This is a genomic window from Brevibacillus sp. TJ4 (genome assembly GCF_044627595.2).
GTDB lineage: Bacteria > Bacillota > Bacilli > Brevibacillales > Brevibacillaceae > Brevibacillus.
In genome coordinates, this window is the sequence record NZ_CP185865.1 from 787,728 (window position 1) to 809,819 (window position 22,092).

General features: G+C 53.5%; 23 protein-coding genes. 20 read left to right on the forward strand and 3 right to left on the reverse strand.

Going from position 1 to position 22,092, the window contains the following annotated elements; translation table 11 throughout:
- The first annotated feature begins 19 nt into the window (after positions 1-19).
- From ACAF76_RS03625 to ACAF76_RS03650, 6 genes are all read left to right on the forward strand, one after another.
- Positions 20-646, forward strand: coding sequence for a helix-turn-helix transcriptional regulator (locus ACAF76_RS03625; protein ID WP_421617466.1), 627 nt, complete (start codon positions 20-22; stop codon positions 644-646).
- 117 nt (positions 647-763) lie between these two features.
- The gene (locus ACAF76_RS03630; protein WP_421617467.1) at positions 764-1,555 is read left to right on the forward strand and encodes a TIGR01457 family HAD-type hydrolase; all 792 of its coding nucleotides are present in this window, start codon (positions 764-766) and stop codon (positions 1,553-1,555) included.
- A gap of 117 nt (positions 1,556-1,672) precedes the next feature.
- The gene (locus tag ACAF76_RS03635) at positions 1,673-2,407 is read left to right on the forward strand and encodes an HAD family hydrolase (protein WP_421617468.1); all 735 of its coding nucleotides are present in this window, start codon (positions 1,673-1,675) and stop codon (positions 2,405-2,407) included.
- Positions 2,408-2,619: 212 nt separating this feature from the next.
- Positions 2,620-3,705: a hypothetical protein gene (locus ACAF76_RS03640; RefSeq protein WP_421617469.1), complete on the forward strand. Its 1,086-nt coding sequence runs from the start codon at positions 2,620-2,622 to the stop codon at positions 3,703-3,705.
- Positions 3,662-4,621: a 2-hydroxyacid dehydrogenase gene (locus ACAF76_RS03645; RefSeq protein ID WP_421617470.1), complete on the forward strand. Its 960-nt coding sequence runs from the start codon at positions 3,662-3,664 to the stop codon at positions 4,619-4,621. Before ACAF76_RS03640 ends, ACAF76_RS03645 begins: the two co-directional genes overlap by 44 nt.
- Positions 4,618-5,541 (forward strand): alpha/beta hydrolase, encoded by a 924-nt coding sequence (locus tag ACAF76_RS03650; RefSeq protein WP_421617471.1) that lies wholly within the window; start codon positions 4,618-4,620, stop codon positions 5,539-5,541. The genes ACAF76_RS03645 and ACAF76_RS03650 overlap by 4 nt, the downstream gene beginning before the upstream one ends.
- Before the next feature lie 76 nt (positions 5,542-5,617).
- Here the strand turns inward: ACAF76_RS03650 and ACAF76_RS03655 are convergent, their stop codons facing one another.
- Positions 5,618-5,839 carry a NifU family protein gene (locus tag ACAF76_RS03655; RefSeq protein WP_421617890.1) on the reverse strand — a complete coding sequence of 74 codons (222 nt, stop codon included), beginning with the start codon at positions 5,837-5,839 and terminating at the stop codon, positions 5,618-5,620.
- A gap of 192 nt (positions 5,840-6,031) precedes the next feature.
- On the opposite strand from ACAF76_RS03655, the gene cysK reads away from it, so the two are divergent.
- From cysK to ACAF76_RS03680, 5 genes are all read left to right on the forward strand, one after another.
- Positions 6,032-6,955 carry a cysteine synthase A gene (gene cysK / locus ACAF76_RS03660; protein ID WP_421617472.1) on the forward strand — a complete coding sequence of 308 codons (924 nt, stop codon included), beginning with the start codon at positions 6,032-6,034 and terminating at the stop codon, positions 6,953-6,955.
- Between the two features lie 2 nt (positions 6,956-6,957).
- Positions 6,958-8,091: a bifunctional cystathionine gamma-lyase/homocysteine desulfhydrase gene (locus ACAF76_RS03665; protein ID WP_421617473.1), complete on the forward strand. Its 1,134-nt coding sequence runs from the start codon at positions 6,958-6,960 to the stop codon at positions 8,089-8,091.
- A gap of 39 nt (positions 8,092-8,130) precedes the next feature.
- Positions 8,131-8,460: a YuzD family protein gene (locus ACAF76_RS03670; protein ID WP_421617475.1), complete on the forward strand. Its 330-nt coding sequence runs from the start codon at positions 8,131-8,133 to the stop codon at positions 8,458-8,460.
- Between the two features lie 169 nt (positions 8,461-8,629).
- A complete protein-coding gene (locus ACAF76_RS03675) occupies positions 8,630-8,971 on the forward strand; it encodes a hypothetical protein (protein WP_421617476.1) in 342 nt (113 codons plus the stop codon).
- 166 nt (positions 8,972-9,137) lie between these two features.
- Positions 9,138-10,235 (forward strand): threonine aldolase family protein, encoded by a 1,098-nt coding sequence (locus tag ACAF76_RS03680; protein ID WP_421617477.1) that lies wholly within the window; start codon positions 9,138-9,140, stop codon positions 10,233-10,235.
- A 43-nt stretch (positions 10,236-10,278) separates the two neighbouring features.
- Here ACAF76_RS03680 and ACAF76_RS03685 read toward each other — a convergent pair whose 3' ends face one another.
- Positions 10,279-11,346, reverse strand: coding sequence for an NAD(P)/FAD-dependent oxidoreductase (locus tag ACAF76_RS03685; protein ID WP_421617478.1), 1,068 nt, complete (start codon positions 11,344-11,346; stop codon positions 10,279-10,281).
- 175 nt (positions 11,347-11,521) lie between these two features.
- On the opposite strand from ACAF76_RS03685, the gene ACAF76_RS03690 reads away from it, so the two are divergent.
- Positions 11,522-11,776: a DUF1450 domain-containing protein gene (locus ACAF76_RS03690; protein ID WP_421617479.1), complete on the forward strand. Its 255-nt coding sequence runs from the start codon at positions 11,522-11,524 to the stop codon at positions 11,774-11,776.
- A 61-nt stretch (positions 11,777-11,837) separates the two neighbouring features.
- Here ACAF76_RS03690 and mqnE read toward each other — a convergent pair whose 3' ends face one another.
- Positions 11,838-12,941, reverse strand: a complete 1,104-nt coding sequence (mqnE, locus tag ACAF76_RS03695) for an aminofutalosine synthase MqnE (RefSeq protein WP_421617480.1) — start codon at positions 12,939-12,941, stop codon at positions 11,838-11,840.
- 255 nt (positions 12,942-13,196) lie between these two features.
- On the opposite strand from mqnE, the gene ACAF76_RS03700 reads away from it, so the two are divergent.
- The 8 genes from ACAF76_RS03700 to ACAF76_RS03735 all read left to right on the forward strand — a co-directional run bounded on the left by ACAF76_RS03700 (position 13,197) and on the right by ACAF76_RS03735 (position 22,029).
- Entirely contained in the window at positions 13,197-13,418 is a 222-nt protein-coding gene (locus ACAF76_RS03700) for a Spo0E family sporulation regulatory protein-aspartic acid phosphatase (protein ID WP_421617481.1), read from the forward strand.
- A 148-nt stretch (positions 13,419-13,566) separates the two neighbouring features.
- Positions 13,567-13,926, forward strand: coding sequence for an iron-sulfur cluster insertion protein ErpA (gene erpA, locus ACAF76_RS03705; RefSeq protein WP_421617482.1), 360 nt, complete (start codon positions 13,567-13,569; stop codon positions 13,924-13,926).
- Between the two features lie 217 nt (positions 13,927-14,143).
- Complete coding sequence (locus tag ACAF76_RS03710) at positions 14,144-15,268, forward strand: glycosyl hydrolase family 8 (RefSeq protein WP_421617483.1); 1,125 nt, start codon at positions 14,144-14,146, stop codon at positions 15,266-15,268.
- Positions 15,252-16,103, forward strand: a complete 852-nt coding sequence (locus ACAF76_RS03715; RefSeq protein WP_421617484.1) for a GGDEF domain-containing protein — start codon at positions 15,252-15,254, stop codon at positions 16,101-16,103. Before ACAF76_RS03710 ends, ACAF76_RS03715 begins: the two co-directional genes overlap by 17 nt.
- Positions 16,069-17,802 carry a DUF2334 domain-containing protein gene (locus tag ACAF76_RS03720; protein WP_421617485.1) on the forward strand — a complete coding sequence of 578 codons (1,734 nt, stop codon included), beginning with the start codon at positions 16,069-16,071 and terminating at the stop codon, positions 17,800-17,802. Before ACAF76_RS03715 ends, ACAF76_RS03720 begins: the two co-directional genes overlap by 35 nt.
- Positions 17,795-19,078 (forward strand): glycosyltransferase family 2 protein, encoded by a 1,284-nt coding sequence (locus ACAF76_RS03725; RefSeq protein WP_421617486.1) that lies wholly within the window; start codon positions 17,795-17,797, stop codon positions 19,076-19,078. Before ACAF76_RS03720 ends, ACAF76_RS03725 begins: the two co-directional genes overlap by 8 nt.
- Before the next feature lie 12 nt (positions 19,079-19,090).
- Positions 19,091-21,337, forward strand: coding sequence for a cellulose biosynthesis cyclic di-GMP-binding regulatory protein BcsB (locus ACAF76_RS03730; RefSeq protein ID WP_421617487.1), 2,247 nt, complete (start codon positions 19,091-19,093; stop codon positions 21,335-21,337).
- 47 nt (positions 21,338-21,384) lie between these two features.
- Positions 21,385-22,029 (forward strand): GGDEF domain-containing protein, encoded by a 645-nt coding sequence (locus ACAF76_RS03735; protein ID WP_421617488.1) that lies wholly within the window; start codon positions 21,385-21,387, stop codon positions 22,027-22,029.
- Positions 22,030-22,092 lie beyond the last annotated feature (63 nt).

Below are 22,092 nucleotides of genomic sequence, written 5' to 3' on the forward strand. Positions count from 1 at the left end.
AGAAAGGGCGGTGATACGTATGACAAATGAAGGAACGTCCACCCGCGACCAAATCCTGCACATGCTCAAGGTAAAGGGCTCGCTGTCTGTCAGCGACATGGCCGTCGAGCTGGGGATTACAGAAATGGCTGTACGGCGCCACCTGAACACGTTGGAGCGGGACAATTTGATCAAGTCTACGCTGGTTCGTCAGGCGATGGGACGCCCGACTAATGTATATTCCTTGTCGCAGGAAGCAGACGAACTGTTTCCGCGCAATTATTCGCATTTGACACTCGATTTCCTGCGGGATTTGCAAGATATGGATGGAATCGGCAAAGTGGAGATGCTTTTCCGCCGTCGTGAAAACCGACTGGAGGAAACGTATCGCTCGCATGTACAGGGAGACCTGGAGGAGCGCGTCGCCAAACTTGCCGAACTGCAAAACGAGAAAGGCTACATGGTCGAATGGGAAAAGGCATCGACTGGAGACGGATACGTTTTCCAGGAGTACAATTGCCCAATTGCACAGATCGCCCGTGAGTACAACCAGGCGTGCAACTGTGAACTGTCCCTGTTTCGCCGCGTGCTTGGAGCCAAAGTAGAGCAGAGTTCTTGCATGGCCAAGGGCGGGGAAAAATGCGTTTTCGAAATCAAGGAAGCGTAGCGTGATCGCAAACACAATATGATGGCGGGGGTCCTGCAAGCGGAAACACTACTTGTAGAGACACCCTTTTTTCATACGCACGGAAGTTACTTTCGGTACATAAAGGAGACGCGAGACATGGATAGGAACCGCTACAAAGGATACTTGCTCGACCTCGACGGGACGATTTACCGCGGCAACGAAATCATCCCGGGTGTCGTGGAATTTCTCTCTGCTTTGAAGCAGCAGCAAATCCCATACCTCTACCTCACAAACAACGCCTCGGTCACTCCCCAACAGGTAGCAGAGCGGCTGCAAAAGATGGGAGTGGATGCGAAGGCGGACGAAGTCTACACCTCTGCCATGGCGACAGCCCAGTATTTGCGCGAGCAGGCCGGGGAGGGCAGCAAGGTGTACATGATCGGCGAGCACGGATTGCGGGAAGCGCTGCTTGAGGCCGGGTTTACGATCAGTGAGGACGAGCCGCAGTACGTCGTGGTCGGGATTGATCGTTCGTTTACATATGAAAAGCTCGCTGTGGCAGCTCGTGCCGTCCGCAACGGGGCTGTCCTGATCGCGACGAATGGCGATGCCGCCGTACCCACGAACAAAGGGCTGTACCCCGGCAACGGATCATTGGTCGCAGCAGTCTCGGTCGCATCCGGAAAAGCTCCTGTCGTGGTCGGAAAACCGGAGCCGATCATCGTTCGCTATGCCCTGCAAAAGCTCGGCGTGTCCGGTGAAGAGACGATCATCGTCGGCGACAACCTGCATACAGACATCGAAGCGGGGGCAAAAAGCGGACTGGACAGCCTCTTGGTTTTGACCGGCTTTTCCACGGCAGACGAAGCAGCCAGCTCCCCGGTCAAACCGACGTATATCGCCCGCGATTTGCTGGAATGGCGGGATCGGGTCAAACTCCTCGGTTGAGGGGTTTTTTTGTGCCCATGTAATTTATGGATACAGATGAGACGATCAATGTGTGCAATTCGATTTGGGGAGGATAACAGGTGCACTCTAAATTCACTAGCAAGAGAGGAAGTTCTCGTGGAAAAGCTGAACATACTGTTCGATTTGGACGATACGCTATCGCATTGCAATAAATACTTCGATATGGTGTTGGATGAGTATTTGCACACGATGGTCGACTGGTTCCAGACATACGGCGTCACCCGGGAGCAGATCAGCAACAAGCAGATGGCCATCGACCTGGAGTATGTCGATCAATTCGGGTTGACCTCGGAGCACTTTATCCGCTCCTTTGTGGAGACGTACGAATTTTTCTCCCAGCAGACCGGGCGAGAGAAAAAGACGCTGGAAATCGTGGAGCTGACAAAGCTGGCACTGAGCGTGTACGAACAGGAATTTGAGCCGTATCCGCATACGTACGACACATTGGAAAGGCTGAAAAAAGAAGGACATACCCTGCTTTTGCACACAGGGGGAGAAGAGAAGATCCAGAAAAAGAAAATTACGCAGTTGCATCTGGCGACGTACTTTGAAAACAGAGTGTTCATCAGCAAGCATAAAAACACGCAAGCATTGCGGGTGATCGTAGAAAACATGAAGTTTGACCGCAACAAAACGTGGATGATCGGCAATTCGCTGCGCACGGACATCGCTCCCGCCCTGGAATTGGGCATAAACGCCATCTACATTCCGGCACAAAACGACTGGCATTACAACATGGTCGACATTGCCGAGCCGTCCACAAGCGCCTTTCTCACGCTGGCATCATTGGCCGATGTACCCGATGCCCTTCGCACGCATTATGCCAAATAATCTGGCCTCCGTCGACTGATGGCGGGCTTTTTCTTTTGCGTCCGGGCGATCTGATGCGTTCCTTTTGACCGAAGGAATCGGGTGTTTGGTATAATGTAGGGTGAGAGGAATAGACGCGATCTTCCCCATGTCCTTCCATTTTTGATAGGCACCTATCCTGCGCAACGATCATACAATGCGCCAAGAGAAGGTGTGCAGGGAGGTTGGAATCAATGGAAGAGAAAGCGTTTCTGGAGGAGGAATACGGATTTGCCATACACGGCCAGCGGGATACGGGAGCGGGCAAGGTGCTGGAGACGGACCAGGGACTGTTTTATCTCTACACGGCTCCGGCCAATTACAAGTACAAAAGCAAAATGGTGGAGCGGATCCGGCAGCATCTGAGCCAACAGCCTGAACTTGGCTTGCTGAAGCTGGTGCAAAACAGGACGGGTCATCCCCATGTTATTCTGGAAGGACAACTGTATTACGTGTACAGGGGAGTGCGGGAAGCGAATCTGCAGGACCCGTATTTTGCCTGCGGGGAATCGCTTGCCCATTTTCACCAGGCCACTACTTCCCTTGCCAGGGACAAGGTACAGTTTGCCCACAGCTCACTGGGCAACTGGCCCAGCATGTGGGGACGCAGGCTGCGCGAATACAATACGTATCGGGATGAGCTGGATGAGGGGGAGGCGGAACTTACCTCACTCGACGAATACTTGCTTACCAGTTATACGTATGTCCATCAGCTTGGAGAGACAGCGATCCAGTATTTGCAGGCATGCGAGTACGACAAGGTCGTCAAGCAGACGTCCGGCTTCGGCAAAGTGGCGTACCAAAATTTTGACGCGGGATATATTCGTTGGAATGAACAAAATGCGCGACTTGTCGGCGGCGAATACAACTGGGTGTTCGATATGCGGGCCAGAGACATCGGACAATGGCTCAAGGCCGAGAGCAAACGCAATGGCTGGCAGGACGAGGCTGCGATCCGGTTTTTGGACGGCTACAACAGCGTGTCGCCGATTTTGGAGGCGGAGTACGCCGTCATTTACGCCCTGATGCTTTTTCCGGGCCGTTTTCTCAGACTGGTCGAATCGTACCAGCAGTTGCCGGACGAGGAGCGGCACGAAGTGGATGGGCCGTCGTGGCAAGCGTTTTTGGATAATGATCTGTTGCAAATGGAAGCGGCACTCCGGCGGTATCCACAGGTGGTAGCACAGCAGTACGGGGCCACTCTTCCACAAATCGACTGGTTGTGGAGGTACGAAGATGAAAAAGCCGAAAGTTCTGATCACGAGGAAGATCGCGAGTGAAGCGGTCGACCTGCTGCAACAGACAGCCGAAGTGGAGGTATGGGAAGAAGATCGACCCATGCCAAGAGACGTATTTCTGGCAAAAGCAGAGGAAGCAACAGCGATCTTGAGCATGCTGACGGAAAAAGTGGACGAAGAAGTGCTGGCGCGGGCCAAACAGTTGCGAATGGTCGCCAATATGGCAGTGGGTTACGACAATATTGATGTGAGTGCCTGCAAAAAGCGGGGAATTATCGTCACCAATACACCCGACGTACTGACAGAGGCGACGGCAGACCTCGCTTTTGCCTTGCTGCTGGCAGCAGCGCGCAGGATACCGGAAGCAAACCGCTTTGTACTGGAAGGCAAATGGACGTCCTGGAGTCCGACATTGCTGGCGGGGCAGAGCGTCTATCAGACGACACTGGGGATAATCGGCATGGGCAGGATCGGGGAAGCTGTCGCAATGCGCGCAAAAGGCTTTGCGATGAATATTCTCTACCACAACCGCAGCCGCAAGCAGGAAGCGGAAGAGCAGACGGGAGCGGTCTGGGTCGAGCTCGATACGCTTTTGCGCGAGTCCGATCACGTCGTCCTGCTTACGCCGTTGACGGCAGAGACGAGGTTGTTGATGGGAGAGCGGGAGTTTGCCCGGATGAAGCAGACGAGCGTATTTGTCAACGTATCACGCGGCGGGACCGTCGATGAACAAGCGCTGTATCGGGCATTGGCGGAAAAGCAAATCTGGGCAGCGGGACTGGACGTGTTTCAGGAGGAACCCGTCTCGCCGAACCACCCCTTGCTGCAACTGCCCAATGTCGTTGCCTTGCCGCATATCGGCAGCGCGACGATCCAGGCACGCACCGAGATGGCCCGGCTGGCGGCCGCGAATATCGCTTCCGTGCTGGCCGGGGGGGAACCGTTGACAGCGTTATGAGTACGTTCGTGTTGATTGTTGGCGGATTGCTGCTGCTTGCTCTTTTGGCTGCAGCGGGACTTGCCCTGCATGTGACCTGGAAACTGACCCACCCCGTGCGCAAACCGGTAGATATGGACCCCGCCGAATATGGATTGGCTCATGTCGATGACGTACGATTTCCCAGCAGAGAAGCAAGGCTCTCTTTGGCCGGCTGGTACATTTCGGCTGCTGCCAACGGATTTCGCTCGCGCAAGCAGACGCTCGTATTTGCCCACGGATACAGCCAGAACCGCCTGGAGCCGCATCTTCCCGCCTTGTCGCTGGCGTCAAAGCTGGTGGAAGCCGGATACGATGTCCTTATGTTCGACTTCCGCAATGCCGGGGAGTCGGATCAGGCGATGACGACGATCGGTCTCAAAGAGCAGGATGATCTGCGCGGTGCGATCGATTACGTACATAGCGTTCAGCCCGATCATGCTGTAGGGCTGGTCGGCTTTTCCATGGGGGCAGCTACGTCCCTGCTCGCCGGGGCAGCAGATGAGCGGGTCGAGGCGATTGTGGCGGACTCGCCGTTTTACTCGCTTCCGGAATACCTGGGCGAAAACTTGCCGAAGTGGACGGGCCTGCCGCGTTTTCCTTTTAACTGGCTGATTCTGACGCTGTGTCCGCTGTTTCTGGGAGCGAATCCGCGAGACGTGAAGCCGTATCTGGCGGTGCAGCAGGCGGACAAACCGATCCTGCTCATTCATGGGACACATGATACGACTGTGCCGCATGAAAACAGCCAGCGACTGTACGAACTGGCGCGCGCTCCCGGCTCGTCGCTCTGGCTCGTCCCGGGAGCCGGGCATGTGCGCAGCTACGCCAAAGAACCGGAGAAGTACGTGAGCAGGGTACGCGCTTTTCTCGAAGACGCCATGGGCGAACAAACGACGTGACAGCAGGAAGCCGCGATGCAAGAAAAAAGCAGCTACGCTTGGCCGCTGTAGCTGCTTTTTAGACGGTGTTCCTCGATTAGAATACTTGTTGTACTTCCTTGATGCCAGGGATTTCTTCGATCAATGCACGCTCAATCCCTGCTTTCAGAGTGATGGTGGACGAAGGGCAACTGCCGCAAGCCCCCATCAGGCGAAGTTTGACAACGCCTTCTTCAACGTCGACGAGTTGTACGTCACCGCCGTCACGTTGCAGGTATGGACGCAATTTATCGAGAACTTCCTGGACTTGATCCATCATTTCCATGCTACTTCACTCCTTTCCCAGCTTCCTCTCTATTATAAACAGGGAACGGGGAGAAATCCATGGCTAACATACCCTGTCTGCACTTTTCAGCGATAGACGTTGTGGAAGTGCAACCCTGTATCCCCTTTTTGTTCAGTTCACATGCTATAATGATGGAGAAAATACATGATAAGGAGTCAGACTGACGTGAATGTATACCGCAATATCAAGGAACTGATCGGCAATACGCCAATCGTGGAGATTACGCAGTTTGCGCTGCCCGATGGCGTGCGCCTTTTTGCCAAGCTGGAGTATTTCAATCCGGGTGGCAGCGTCAAGGACAGGCTGGGCATGGAGTTGATCCGCGCAGCCGAAGCAAGCGGGCAGCTTGCGCCAGGCGGCACGATCATCGAGCCGACCGCAGGCAACACCGGGATCGGAGTGGCATTGGCCGCTGTGGGAACAGGGTACCGAGTCATTTTCTGTGTACCTGCCAAGTTCTCGGAGGAGAAGCAAGAGCTGATGCGTGCGCTCGGAGCCGAGGTCGTCAACACTCCGACCGAAGACGGGATCAAGGGAGCGATCGCCAAAGCGCAGGAGCTGGCAGCCTCCATCCCCGGCTCGTTCGTGCCGCAGCAGTTTGCCAATCCAGCCAACCCGGACGCTCACTACAAAACGACCGGACCGGAAATCTGGGAGCAGATGGACGGACAGGTGGACGTATTTGTCGCGGGAGCGGGTTCCGGCGGTACATTCATGGGGGTAGCACGCTATCTGAAAGAGAAAAACCCGGCGATCAAGACGGTGATCGTCGAGCCGGAGGGTTCGATTTTGAATGGCGGCAAATCCGGTCCGCACAAAACAGAAGGAATCGGCATGGAGTTCTTGCCGCCATTTATGGATACGAGCTATTTTGACGCGATCCATACGATTCTGGATGTCGAGGCGTTCGATCTGGTCAAGGAACTGGCTGCCAAGGAAGGCATGCTGGTCGGCAGCTCTGCAGGCGCAGCGATGGCAGCTGCTTTGCGGGAAGCGAAACAAGCGGCACCAGGCAGCAACATCGTCGTTCTGTTTGCGGACAGCAGCGAGCGCTATCTCAGCAAAAAAATCTACCAGGGAGGTATCTGAAAATGAGACTGAAAACACGATTGATTCACGGCGGAATCGAGGGAGATCCACATACGGGCGCAGTGTCCGTTCCGATTTATCAAGTGAGCACCTACAAACAGGAGGCGATCGGCGTCCACAAGGGCTTCGAATACTCCCGCACAGGCAACCCGACGCGCCATGCGCTGGAGACGTACATCGCCGAGCTGGAAGGCGGAGCGCGCGGGCTGGCGTTTGGCTCCGGAATGGCAGCATTGTCTACCATTTTGTCCCAATTCAACAAAGGCGATCACCTGGTTGTCGGTGACGATGTGTACGGCGGAACCTACCGCGTCATTACCCGTGTCTTCTCCCGCCTCGGGCTGGAGCCGACCTATGTGGATACGAGCGATCTGGCTGCGGTCAAAGCAGCAATTCGCCCGGAAACAAAGGCGATCATTATGGAAACGCCAACCAACCCGCTGCTGAAAGTAAGCGACATTCGCGCGCTTGCCGACATTGCCAAGGAAAACGGCGTGCAGCTCATCGTGGACAACACCTTTATGACGCCTTACTGGCAAAATCCGCTCGACCTGGGCGCCGATATCGTGTTCCACAGCGCGACCAAATACCTCGGTGGCCACAGTGATGTAGTGGCTGGGGTAGTCGTGGCAAAAGATGAAAAAGTTGGAGAAGAACTCCATTTTCTGCAAAACGCCATCGGCGGTATTCTCGGTCCGCAAGATTCCTGGCTGCTGCTGCGCGGGATGAAAACGCTGGGGCTGCGCATGGAAGAGCATGAGCAAAATGCGCGCGCATTGGCGAAATGGCTGTCGGAGCGCAGCGATATCAAACGCGTCATCTACCCTGGTCTGGAAAACCACTCCGGACACGAACTGATCAAAAAACAGGCGCGCGGCTTTGGCGGCATGATCTCCTTTGACGTAGGCAGCGCTGCACGTGCCGACGAGGTGCTGGCAAAAGTCAAATACTTCACGCTGGCGGAGTCGCTGGGTGCAGTCGAAAGCCTGATCAGCGTACCGGCGCGGATGACACATGCTTCGATCCCGGCTGAGCGCCGTGCCGAGCTGGGCATTACCGACGGTTTGGTTCGGATTTCGGTAGGAATCGAGGATGTACAGGACCTGATCGAGGATTTGGAGCAGGCACTCTCCTAATACGATGCGCGTAGTCGCAAAGGCAGGTGTTGATTGCTAATGAGTGTCGAAGTAAAGGTGTACGGTACGGAGCAGTTGTGCGCCAGCTGCGTCAATCTGCCTTCTGCCAAGGAAACGGCTGAGTGGCTGCAAGCCGCACTGTCTCGCAAGTACGGAAGCGAGCATATTCGCATCATCTACAGCGATTTTCAGCAACCGCAGACAGAAGAAGAGAGAAGCTGGGCTACACGTATTATCGAGGAAGATTTGTGGTATCCGCTTGTCGTAATTTCCGGGGAAATTGTCGGCGAAGGCAATCCCAAGCTGAAAGATATTTGCGCCAAGCTGGAGCAAATGGGCTTGGCACCAATGGAGCAAGCCGGAAAATAAGAAAACTGTATCGCAGAAGAGCTGTCCCAAAAACTCGTTTCGAGTGAGGGACGGCTTTTTTTGTATACATTTGCCGAGTAGACTGGTAGCCAATGCCGGAGAACAAGATGTTCTATCGTTCTTCTCTCCTACATATCATGGCGGTGACGAATGTGAGGGGGGCGAGTCTATGGAGCAGCTAGTAGCCCGATACTACGAATTAAAAGAACTGCAAAAACAGGTAGAAGAAGAATTGGAGGCACTGCGAGCCCGGCTTTTGGACGCGTATGCCGAAGCGGGACAAGCGCAGGAAGGGGAATACCGCTTGTCGATCAGCTACCAGGAGCGGCGCGACTACCACGATGACAGGCTGTATAATGCGTTGCCCGATCCTTCGCTGTGGCGGCTGATGTCGCGGGCCGACGGCGGAAAAATAGCCAGCCTGGTGAAGCTGAATGTAATCGCGGAGCCGCTGTTGTCCGGGACGTATGAGCTGCGCAAAATCCCCGTACTGCGCGTAAAAAAGTCATAGCAGGTCGTGCATTGCCGCCTCTTGTCCGGGGCGGCTTTGTTTTGGTACAAGCCATGGCGGCGATGGTGGCGCGCAACGGCAATTTTTTCTGTCAGGCAAGCCGCTTCCGGTGTATAGTCGTAGTAGACAAAGCAGAGCTAGTACAGGACATGAGGGGGCAACCAGAATGGATGTAAAAAAGAAGCTGGCGGAAGCGTATTACCGCACGACTTACCCGATGCTCGGCCACGGCAAGCGCAATCTGCACGTGTTGCAAGAAGTGCTGCAGGGGATGGATGGCGATCTGGCCAGCGACATGTACGGTACAGGAGCGGTTATCGAACAATTTCAAAGCGAGATGGCAGCGCATCTGGGGAAGGAAGCAGCAGTGTTTTTCCCCAGCGGCACGATGGCGCAACAAATTGCCATGCGCATCTGGTGCGACAAGGCATCCATCAAGCGCGTCGCCTACCACCCTCTGTGCCATCTGGAGATCCATGAAGAAGACGGGCTCAAGGAGCTGCACGGAATCCAGCCCGTCCTGCTCGCTGACAAGGAACGGGTCATCCGGCTGGAAGACGTGGTGAACATGCAGGAGGAAGTCGCCTGCCTGCTCTTGGAGCTGCCACAGCGCGAGATTGGCGGGCAGTTGCCGGAGTACGAGGAATTGGAGGCGATTTCTGCCTACTGCCGCAAGAAGGGAATCAGGCTCCATCTGGACGGAGCAAGACTGTTTGAGGTTTTGCCATACTATCAAAAAACGGCTGCACAGATATGCCAGTTGTTCGACAGCGTGTACGTCTCCTTTTACAAAGGCGTGGGCGGAATCGCCGGCGCGATTTTGGCAGGCGACAAATTATTTGCAGAGGAGTCTGTCATCTGGAAAAGACGGCATGGCGGTGATCTGATCAGCCTGTATCCGTACATTCTCAGCGCGGCTTACTACTTTCAAAAAAGAAAGGAAAACTTTCCAGCGTATTACGAAGATGCCAAAGAGCTTGCTGCATTGTATAATCGATGCCACGGGATTACGACAAAACCGCTCGTTCCCGTATCCAATATGTTTCACGTCCATGTTTCGCTGAACAGGGAAAAGCTGGCGCAACTGCTGCTATCGCTGTATGAGGAAACCGGCGTAGGCTTCACGCATGGGCTGTATGCAGCAGGAGAAGACGCCTGCTACTTCGAAGTGAGCGTCGGCGATTGCTACCCGCGTATTCCAAAAGAAATAGGCAGACAAGCCTTTGCAGTATTGGACAGGAAAATGAAGGAATTTATGGAATAAAAAAGAAAACCTACCTGACCACCGCCAAATAGGTTCGCTTGTTCTAGCCCATATGCTTTTTGTACAGCCAGAGCTGTCCGCTTTTGATGACACGCGCCATCTGTCCGACCAGCGAGACTTTCCCCATGCTGGCGAATCCCTCTTTTTTGCCCAGCGATCCGAGGAAGCCCTTATGCTTGAGCGGAGGCAGAGACGGGGGATACTCTTCACCTTTGATGTCGATTTTCAGCATCTGTGCGACCTGCTCTCCCTGCAGCTCTGCGGTCTGCGCGCTGGGAGCGATTTCCGTGCTGGCGCAGTCACCGACGATGTAGACGTTGGTGTGGGAGGGGAGCTGGTGGTAGGCGTTCAGCTTGGCACGTCCGATGTTGTCTGTCTCAATCGGCAGATCCCGTACAATCCGGTTGGCCTGGATTCCGGCCGTCCAGACGATGACATCGCTCTCCAGCGGTTGATCGTGGTTGTACACGACACCTTCTTCGACTCGCGTCACGCTTGCCATGGAGACGAGCTGTACATCGTGTTCGATAAACCACTGTGACGCGTATTCTTGCAGTTTTTTCGGGAACGGGCTCAAAATGCTGGGGCCGCGGTCCACAATCCGCACATTCAAGTCAGGGCGGCTCTCACGCAGCTCTGCAGCCATCTCTACGCCACTCAATCCACCGCCGATAATGGAGACGCTGGAGTAGGGGTCGAGACAGTTGATCGCTGAATACGTCTTGCGTGTGGAGCTCATACTCTGGATTGAACAGGTGAACTGATCGGCTCCAGGAATACCATGGTAACGGTCCTCACAGCCGAGGCCAATTACCAGCCAGTCATAGGAAAGGTTGTCCCCGTTGGCAAATTTGACGAGCTGCTCGTCCAAATCGACACCGACGACTTCTCCATACTTCACAGTCAAACGAGGATCACTGGGGAAAGGAACACGCAGATGGGATTCCGGCTGTGTCCCTGCAGCCAGCGCGTAGTACTCCGTCTTCAAGCCATGAAACGGCATCCGGTCTACAAGTGTCAGCATTACATCATCTGGCAAATCCGGGGACAGGACGCGTTCAATAATGCGAAGACCACCGTATCCTCCGCCAAGGATCACAAGTCGTTTCATAGAAAGTCTAGTCCTTTCTTCTGTCCGTTTTTTACAGCACCCATTCTATTTTTAGTTCTCTTTCGCCAAAATTGCAAGCACAATCTTTTTCCCATATTCGTATCTGGATTTTTGCTGCGTACGAGGTACAATAAAGGGGCGCAAGGATGTCAGGGCAACTGGAAGGTGAGCATACATGAAGCCGTTGATCGAGTTTTGTGCGAGTAATGTCGCTTCCTATACACAAAAAGTCGTCGATGCATTGGAAAACGACCCTGAGCTGGACCTGGACGTGCTGGAGTACGGATGTCTCGGCTATTGCGGAGAGTGTTACATGGAGCCGTACGCCCTGGTAAACGGAAAGCTGGTACAGGCCGCCACTGCCGACGAATTGTTGGACAAGATCAAGCAAGTAATAAAGGAAGAAGAAGAACTCGACGATCTTTTCTAAAAAGGAAAAAAGCTGGAACCTGTTGGTTTTTCAACGGGAACCAGCTTTTTTCTTTGTTTGCTTAGTGCTCTTTGATTACATTATAGAACGTATCCCGTTCCAGTGCGCGCTTGCCTGCTCCCTTGATGAGCCAGACCAGCTCGTCGACAGTGAGCGCTTGCTGGGTCAACGCACCTGCGGAGTGGCTGATGCGCTCTTCGATAAGCGTGCCGTGCGCGTCGGAGATTCCCATGGTCAGGGAAAGCTGTGTCAACTGCGTGCCGATGTTGATGAAGTACGCCTTGATGTGCTGGAAGTTGTCGAGCATCAGGCGGCTGATCGCCATCGTTTTCAGGTCGTCGATCGCGGAATTGCGGCGCTTGATCCCGGCTGTCGGCTTGATCGGCTGTACGGCGAGCGGGATGAAGACCATGAAGCCGTTGGTCTCGTCTTGCAGTTCACGCAGGCGGAGCATGTGAATCACGCGCTCCTCCAGCGTCTCGATCGAGCCGTAGAGCATCGTGGTATGGGTTTTCAAGCCCAGCTCGTGAGCCGTGCGATGCACTTCCAGGTACATGTCCGTGCTGGCTTTTTCCGGGCTCATTTTCATGCGGTAGCGCTCGGTCAAAATTTCCGCGCCGCCGCCCGTCAGGCTCTCCAGACCGGCTTTCATCAGCTCCTGGATGACTTCGCGGATGGACAGTCCGGAAATGCGGGAGAAGAACTCGATCTCCGCACCGGTGTACGCCTTCAGCGTCACGTTCGGATACGCTTTTTTCAGCGTCCGCAAATTTTCTACATAATACTCGAACGGCATATGCTGGTTGTGTCCGCCCACGATGTGGAACTCGCGGATCCCCGGGTGGTAACGCGTCTCTACATAATGAAGCAATTCTTCCGTGTTCATGGTGTAGGCGCCTTCTTCTCCCTCGTCGCGGCGGAATCCACAGAACTTGCAATGCGCCTCGCATACGTTCGTAGGATTGATATACAGATTTTGCAAAAAGTACACATTGTCGCCATTTTTCTTTTGATTTACAAAATTGGCAAGCTGGCCAATCGTCAAAAGATCGTTGGAGTTAAACAGGGTAACGCCGTCCTCCAGAGTCAGGCGCTCTCCGTTAAACACTTTCTCAGCGATAGGGGCAAGCGATTTGTCTTGAATGGCAATGGTGTCAAGTGCCATTTCGTCACTTCCTTTCAAAGGATCCATGGAAAGTATGTAGCATACGTCAGCAAAAGGCCATCTCTAATTATAAACCTCTTCCAGCAGGGGAACAATATCATAACTTCACCAGCAGTCGACTTGTAAAAAACTTACAATTCCCGTCAAAAGTTGCTGATTCTCCAAGAATAGTGGGAAATTTTGTTTGCGAAACCACTTGTACTCTTGTAAAATATAGGTATGAAATCCCGATTTTACATTAGGAGGAGCTTCAAAATGCGGGACGTTTTACTCGAGAATATCGAACTCCTTCGACAGCGGATGGTGAAGCTCGCACTAGAGTCCGGGTTGGATCACCCCAAAGTCCTGGAATATAGCATTCAAATCGACCAACTTCACAACGAACTGAACGAGATGGATTACGATCGATCTACGGTAGAACCGAATCAGAAGCCTTACCGTTTTTACCTGTTGGAAAACAAGGCATTCTTTGCATAGAGAGGGAAACCTCTCTTTTTGCTTTTTTCCACCGGCTGCATGGCGCCCAGAAGTGCAGGGGAACCTTGTGGGAGAGGATGTTTCTTTTGTATACTGGTAATGAGGAATGAGTTGCTCCAGGTGACTTTTGGAAAAGGAGGGAACAACGATGATTACATTGACAGAAAAAGCGAGCCTGAAGGTAAAGGAAATGCTTGAAGCGGAGAACAACCCCGACATCTTCTTGCGGGTAGGTGTGCGTCCGGGCGGTTGCAGCGGTTTCACCTACGGAATCGGCTGGGATCAAAACATGCAGGAAGGCGATCAAACCTTCTATCAAAACGGTGTCAAAATCGTTGTCGACAAGGACAGCTATCTATACATCAACGGAACAGAAATCGACTACAAGGATTCGATGATGGGCGGCGGCTTCTCCATCCACAACCCGAACGCGATCGCGTCCTGCGGCTGCGGTTCGTCGTTCAAGACGGCGCTGGCCGAGGGGAAAGAAGAGAAGTGCGACGATTGATACGTCGCGTCGCGGCAATGAAATAATTGTAGAAAAGTGGCAATAGGACCTCTCTGGCATGTGTAGTGATTACACAGCAGCCAGAGAGGTTTTTTTGTTGGGCTTTGCATCATCCGGGACAAGCCTCCAGGCCCGGACGCCAGTATAGTATCTGTATAGTTTGAAGTTGTATAATAGGCGTAATGTTCTAGGGCTTATGGACTAGGGGAGGCAACTAATGAATTCGCGCACAGTCGGTGTTTACATCGTAGCTATATGTTTACTTGCGGGGGTGGTGCTTTTTTCGGAGCTGTTTCCATTTGACTCCAAAAAAGCAGAGTCTGTTTCTTTGCCGGTGACGAGCAGAATTCTGCCCGGGGAGGAATTTATTCGTACCCATATGATAAACGATGACGGCACGCTCAAGACAAATTTGCAGCCGCATCAAACCGGCGACCCGAACGTGGCGCAGGGCGACGAGGCATTATCTGAATCCATCGGCCTATGGATGTTGTATGCCGTAGAAAAAGGCGACAAACAGTTGTTCGATGCAGCTGTTGCGGTATTGCAAGACAAATTCGCGATCGGAGGGTGGATATACTGGAAGATTAGTCCGAAACCTGTGAACACCAATGCGCTGATTGACGATTTGCGCATTGCCGAAGCGTTGTACAAGGCATATGACGCCTGGCAGTCGACGGAATACCGGGATTTGGCCAACCAGATTGCGCGAAGCATCGTAGAAAAACAGGTCATCGATGATGCTTTCACCGATTTTTACGACATGCGCGCCGATTGGACGAGTCCTGTCATTACCTTGTCCTATCTGAAGGCTTCTGCGATGAGTGACATGTACAAACACGGAGAACTTAGCGACGACCTCTATGCGAAAACCGTCCAGTTTTTGCGGAACCTTCCCGCACGCAACGGTTTTTTTCCATTTTCCTACGATGTTCAGGCGCAGACTTACTTGTATCACGATGAAATCAACATCATCGACCAGTTGTACATCGTCTACCATCGTGCGCAAATCCAGGAGCCTTCGCCGGAAATTTGGGCGTTTCTGAAGGCGGAATTCGAGCAAAGAGGATACTTGTACGGGCGCTACAAGATGAATTCGAAAGAGCCAGCCGTCGAATTCGAATCGCCAGCGGTTTACGGCCTGGCGATCTTGGCTGCCATTGAACTGAATGATGGAGAGTTTGCGAAAGACCTGTACTATCGCATGATCCGTCATCAAGTGTTGAACCCGGAAGGCGAGTACTTCGGGGGGTACACATATGCGGGCGACACCCATATTTTTGACAACCTGATCCCTTTGTTGGCGGAAAGGAAGATGTTTAATCGTGGGCTTTTACGATAAAAAGCGAACTTTTCTTCTCTATCAGGGACTTCTGCTTCTGTTTGCCATGTTGCTGGTCTTCTATGCGGCAGATTTCCCGAGCATCCCTGTAGTCGAGCTCGTATTGCTGGGCTGCACCCTGCTGATCGCAGCCAGCGGACTGATTTACGGCTCCCTGGCCAGTCTGGCGCTCAGCCTGGTCGTCTTGTTCCTGTTCGGTACGCTTCTCATCTGGCAGGAGTTTGTATCAGCCACGAATGAAATGAGCTTGTGGGAGATTGTCCTGTGGATGGTCGTGTTTCCTGCTGCGGCGCTGATAAGCGGGACGTTTTCCAAATGGATGGCGGGCGTTCTCGCGGAAAACCGGGAGTTGAAGGAGAAGTTTCAGTCCCTGGTCACGATCGACGAGGTGACGAAGTTTGACAACCAAAATCGCTTTCAGTTGCATCTGGAAGAAGAATTCAAACGGACGCAGCGGACGAATTCGCCGTTTTCCCTCCTTTTGATCAAGGTGAAATACTTGGATAAATTCGAACAACTGTACGGTGTGAAGGAAAAAAATCACTTGCTACGCTCACTGTCCTCCATATTATGGGACAAACTGCGGATTACGGACCGCAAATTCCGGATTGCCGATGACACGTTCGCCGTCATCCTGACGCATACGGAAGAGGAAAACACGGCGGATGTGATCCGCAAAGTGGAGGGCATGCTCAAGCATCACCAGTTGTCCAACCAGAAGAGGGATATCACCGTGACGCTTGCGTTTGGCGTAGCCCATTACCAGGCGGAACTATTGGATTTTACGGAGATGATTCAACATGCCCAGAGCGACCTGGAGCATTATGTTCAGTAAGATTGTGCGGCTGATTGTACTGTGCGGGCTTGTGCTCGTTCCTCTTGCGTGGCCTGTGACAGCAGGAAAAGCGCACAGCGGGTCAGCAGAAGCCGGGGAGCGAAAACTGCTGGTCGTGTTTTCCAACGCCAATGGGGACATTACCGAAACAGTGCGCACGCTGGATGTCGCACTCGGACATTTCGCTGATGACATTGTATTTACAAGCGATGATCGATTGACGAGCGTGGATATGAAAACTATCACCCACCTGATTTACTACGGAGAGGTGAAGCGGCAACTCCCGGAAGAGAGCTTGCGCATCCTGTCCGGATTCGCCGGACCGATGCTTGTCATCGGAGAAAACATCGAACAGTTTCCCCGCCGCTTCCCGCTGGATGCAAAGCCGCAGACAGGTACGATCAACAAGGTGTCCAAGCCGGCAGATTCGTCTTTTTACTTGCTCCAATACAACTACCCGATTGCAGAAATCGCCTGGAGTGGTGCAGAAACGATCCTCCAGGGCTGGAGAGGGGAGTACGCCTTTCCGGTCATGCTGATGAAGGACGACAGCGCCATTTTTGCTTTGAAAAAGCTGGATTACCGTTCGCTCTATTTATTGGCGGAAGGGCTTCATGCGTTTTTCCGCGAGCAGCACGCTGCCGAGCATCTCGCCTACATCCGCCTTGAAGACGTCCATCCGTACTCCGACCCGGATCTGGTCAAACAGGCAGGGGACTATTTGGCTGAGCGCAACATCCCGTTTATGATCGCGCTGATTCCGGTGTACACGAATCCGGAGACTGGCAAGCAAGTCCACCTCGAGGACGTTCCGGAGCTGGTCGCGGTGCTAAAAGAGCTGCAGGAAAAAGGCGCGAGCATCATTTTGCACGGGTATACGCATCAGTACAGAAGCTCTGAGACGGGAGAGGGCTTCGAGTTTTGGGACGTAGAGAACGACATCCCGATCGCCGGCGAGCCGGACGAGCAGATTGTGATCAAACGCCGGCATGAGTTTGCCTCCCAGGCGGACTATGACGCCTATCGGGAAGAACTGCGGCAATTCGACCACATGTACACAAAGACGCGATTGGAGAGCGGCATACGGGAATTGACGAGCCTTGGACTGTATCCGGTCGCTTTTGAGCCTCCGCACTACAACATGAGCCAGGAAGGGTATCGGACGACCGCGGAATACTTCCCCTTTCTGGTCGGTCAGGTACAAATGGGGGACAACACCTGGATGAACATGCTGTCCGCTCCGTACATCTCGCGTCCATCCTTTTTGCACGGCATGACCCTGTTGCCGGAAACGATCGGCTTTTACGACCCTGCTTCTGTGGCGCCCCTGCACAATATGAAAGAGGGGCTGCATGACGTCATGTTCGTGCGTGATGCGATGATCGGCATGTTCTACCATCCGTATCTCGGCTTGGAGCATCTGCAGGAAATGATCGCCCTGGTGCAGACGGTCCCCAACCTCAAGTGGATTGACCTGAAAAATATGGCGTATACCGAGCGGGAGAAGTTTACTGCGGTCAGTTGTTATGAAAAGCCGTGTGAACGAAGCGAGTTTGGCTCAGATCGCCTGATCGGGATAGTCCTGTGGGTGATTGTGGCCATCGTATCGCTGGCGGTGGCAGCTTTTATCGTCTATACCGTGCGGATTCGCATGGAATTGCGAAAACAGTTGTTCGAGGAGAGAGGAACGGGTGGCTAATCAACTATTTTATCTGTCTTTGGCCGTCATCTGGCTGATGCTGCTCTACCATATGTTTTTGATGCAGGGCGGCTACTTCCACTACTTGCGCTACCCGCGACGGATCGCGGAGTGGGAACGAAACAGGCAGCCGCTGCCAAAGGTAAGCATCCTGATCCCGGCACACAACGAAGAAGTCGTGATCGAACGGACGCTGAAAGCGATGGTCCGCCTCGATTATCCAAAAGACAAGCTGGAGATCGTCCTGATCAACGACAACTCCTCTGACCGCACGGGAGAGATTGGCGACAGTTTTGCGAGACGGTATCCGTTTGTCAAAGTGGTACATACCCGTCCCCCGAACGCCGGGAAAGGCAAATCGGGCGCCTTGAATCAGGGGCTGAAGCAAGCGACAGGCGAGGTCATCGCCGTGTACGATGCGGACAATACGCCGGAGCGAAAAGCGGTCTACTACCTCGTGCTGGCTCTGCAAAACGATCCCAAGGCAGGCGCTGTAGTGGGGAAATTTCGTGTCATCAACGCGAACCGCAACCTGCTCACCCGGTTTATCAACATCGAGACGATTTGTTTTCAGTGGATGGCCCAGGCAGGGCGGTTCAACTGGTTCGGCATTACGACGATTCCCGGCACCAACTTTGCGATCCGCCGCTCGCTGATCGATGAGCTGGAAGGGTGGGACGAAAAAGCGTTGGCAGAAGATACGGAATTGACGATCCGCGTCTACAACGCCGGCTACATGATTCGTTTCTTCCCGGCTGCGATCACCTGGGAACAGGAACCCGAGCAGTGGCGAGTGTGGTGGAAGCAGCGCACACGCTGGGCGCGCGGCAACCAGTATGTCGTGCTCAAGTACATGTGGCGGCTGTTTTCGCTGAAAAAGAAGAGCATCATGTTTGACCTCGTCTATTTCTTCTTTACGTACTTCCTGTTTTTTATGGGTGTGATTGTCTCTGACCTGCTGTTTGTCACCAATCTGTTTGTCGACCTGAAGTTGACAGTGGGGGCGGTGGCGATTCTGCTGTGGATTCTGGCGTACCTGTTGTACGTCACAGAAGTGATGATCGCACTCAGCATTGAAAAAACGGAATTCAATTACAAGAACTTTCTCGTCGTCCTGTTCATGTATTTTACGTATTCGCAGATGTGGATTCTGCTCGTCATCTACGCGCTGTTCCTGGAGGCGAAGCGGGTGCTGCTGCGCCAGGAAAGCAGATGGTACAAGACAGAGCGCTTTTCCACAAAGCGGGGACAAGGCGCGATTAAAGAAAATAGATAGGAGTTTGGAAGTATGCACAAATCGAATAAAATGGTCAGTTTGCTGGTCACAGCAGCGCTCGTGACCGGGCCGATTGCAGGGAGCGCCTATGCCGAAACGGCAGCCAGCCAGCGTGTGCTAAGCCTGACACCGTTGCAGGAGAGTCTTTCGGGCAAGCAGGCGTCCAACGTATCCCATGCGACGCCAGGCCATGTAATTCGCTTCCTGGATGACCCATTGCACATGCCGAAGGTAGAGCAGGCACATGACTTCTACTATTTGGTACCGAAGGCGGATTTGGGGGCAAACAATTACCTCGAACTGGTCTGGACACAGTCGGAGCTGCTCATTCCGACACAGTCGACATTGACAGTTATGATTGATGACATGCCGTTGAAAAGCGTGTTTTTGGACGGACAAACAAGACAACTGCAAATTCCTCTCGGATCGAGCCATCTGACGCCCGGCTATCACAAGGTGACAGTATGGAAACACAGCCTCGTCTCGGATGATCTTTGTACGGACGAATACAATCCTGCCAACTGGGTGCGCATCGAACCGACAACCTCCGTTTTTCTCGACACGCAGGCTGTCTGGTCGACCGGCAATCCGTTGAAAGAATTCCCGCATCCGTTTGTGGAGCAGGGAGCTTTGGATGAAGTGTACGGGGCAATCGTACTGCCCGACTCCGCCTCGGCGGGGCTGATCGCTTCCGCTCTGGAGCTGGCTACCCATCTGTCGATGCAGACGAATGGCAAAAGACACGTGCCGATCTTGACGGAGTCGGAATGGACGGCAGGAAGTACGATTCCGCATGCGATTGCACTGGGCAGCACAGATTCGTGGACCGGATCGGTCAAGCAGGCGGTCGACTCTGTTCCGCGCAAAGCGGCGGGCGAGGAGTTGCTGCTGCAATATTATGCCGTGGCAGACGGACAGGCTGCAGACAGGCAATTGTTGCTCGTCACCGCAGAGGCAGAGCAGGTGATCGCAGAAAAGCTGCATGTTCTCACAGATTCCACCCTGACCGGCCAACTGACGGGAACCCAGGCAGTGATCGCGGAAACGCCGAAAAGGGAGGTTTCCAATCCTGGGTCGCGCAGCCTTACCTTTGCTTCAGCCGGGTACGCCGATCTGCTGTTGAACGACGTGAACAACCATGCCGCCAACCTCTTCATTACCGTTCCATCGTATTGGAAAATGACGGGCGATAGCTGGCTGAATCTGAAACTGAAAGTCTCCCCGTTACTGCTGGTGGAAGACAATAAAACGAGCAAAAAAGCCAGCCGCCATACGGCACAGGGACTGACGCTTACGATCAACGACATCCCGAAAACGATCTCCCTGGACGAACTAAAGCAACTGGGGAGCGACTCGGATTCGTACAACCTGCGAATTCCGCTGGAGCCGAACATGATGCCGGGTGGAGACAATGGCAACGCAATCCGCATCAACATCGCGGCCAACATCAGCGAAGTGAGCGGCGCATGCTTCAAGGAACGAAACGACGGTCGCTGGATCTTTATCGACAAGGAAAGCGGTCTGGAGATGCCGTACGAGGTATCCAAAGACGCGTCCTTCAAATACTGGCCCGCACCTTTTGTCAACGACCAGGGAATCAACCGGACAGCGTTTCTCGTGCCGCAAAATGTCGACGGGAAATTCCTGACGCAGTTGTCGATGGTCGCAAGCGAGCTGGTAACCATGACGCAAAACGAAAGCAGCTTTGCTGTGGTGCAGGAGCCGCTGGATGCCAAGGCAGAGGAAACGCTCAAGGACCATAACATCATCGTCCTGGGCGACCTGAGCCAGTACCCGTCCCTGCAGGCTGCCAAGGATCGCTTGTTGCTTACGGAAAACAGCGGTCCTGGACGCTTTTTGAACTACAGCGTGATCGCGGAAATGGCGGACTACGCTGCGTGGGTGCAGCCTTCCGTCTGGAACGAAGAATACGCGCTGGCTGTCTTCCAGGCGACTGACGAACAGGTAGCGGCAAACGGGCAGATGGTGCATCCGCGTTTGCTCAGCTCGCTTAAACAGCATTACATCGCCGCCCAAATCGCGGTGATGAGCAAATCGGAGGAAGTTTTCTTCCCCGATGCCAACGAGGAACCACAGGCGGTTGCCGTGTCCAGCACGGCGGAAAAGCCTGGCGATCAGCCGGAGGAGGCCAAGCCGATTCCGATGTGGATCTGGATTCTGATCAGTGTTCAATTTTTTGCCATGCTGTTCGTGGTAGTCAAACTGTGGCGCAGGCGGGAAAAAGACCGTCAGCAATGAGACCGCGAAATCAGCAAAAAGGATGAATGGGTGAAAGGGGGTTCGTGATGGTGACATGGAAGTGGGCGACTGTTTTGCCGTTACTGGCATGCCTCAGCTCGAGTGCTTTGGCCGGGTACATCTACGCAGCGCTTGGTCGGGTACATCCTATCATTCTCGCAGCTTGCTGTTTTCATATATGCTTTGCCTGGTGGATCGGACAGAAATACGATCACGTGAAAAACCAGGCGGCGAAGGATGGATTGACGAATGCTTTCAATCGGAGAATGGCGCATGGCATCTTCAACAAGCTGAAAAAAGACGCGGACAAACGCGGAGAAAAGGTGCATTTTCTGTTCATTGATGTAAATCAGTTCAAGCAGATCAATGATCGCTACGGGCACTACGTGGGCGACCAGATTTTGTGCGACCTGTCCGGATTGCTGAGAAGCCTGTTTCGCGACCGGGCGGAAGTATTCCGCTGGGGCGGCGATGAATTTCTCGTGATCATGGTCGGCGATGAGTCGAGAATTGACAACCTCTATCTGCAGTTGCAGGAAAAGATGTCTGCCTTGTCCGAGCATAACGCGTTGGACGTGACCATTTCGGTGGGACATGCAGCCTATCCGAACGATGGAACGAGCATGTGGGAGATCGTCAACCAGGCTGACCAAAAAATGTATCAGAAAAAAACACTCAGCGTGAACCAATAGCTTTTCTTTGGTACGGGGTGTTACCCGACTTCCCGCATAGCCGCTTTCTTGACAGTCAAAGGC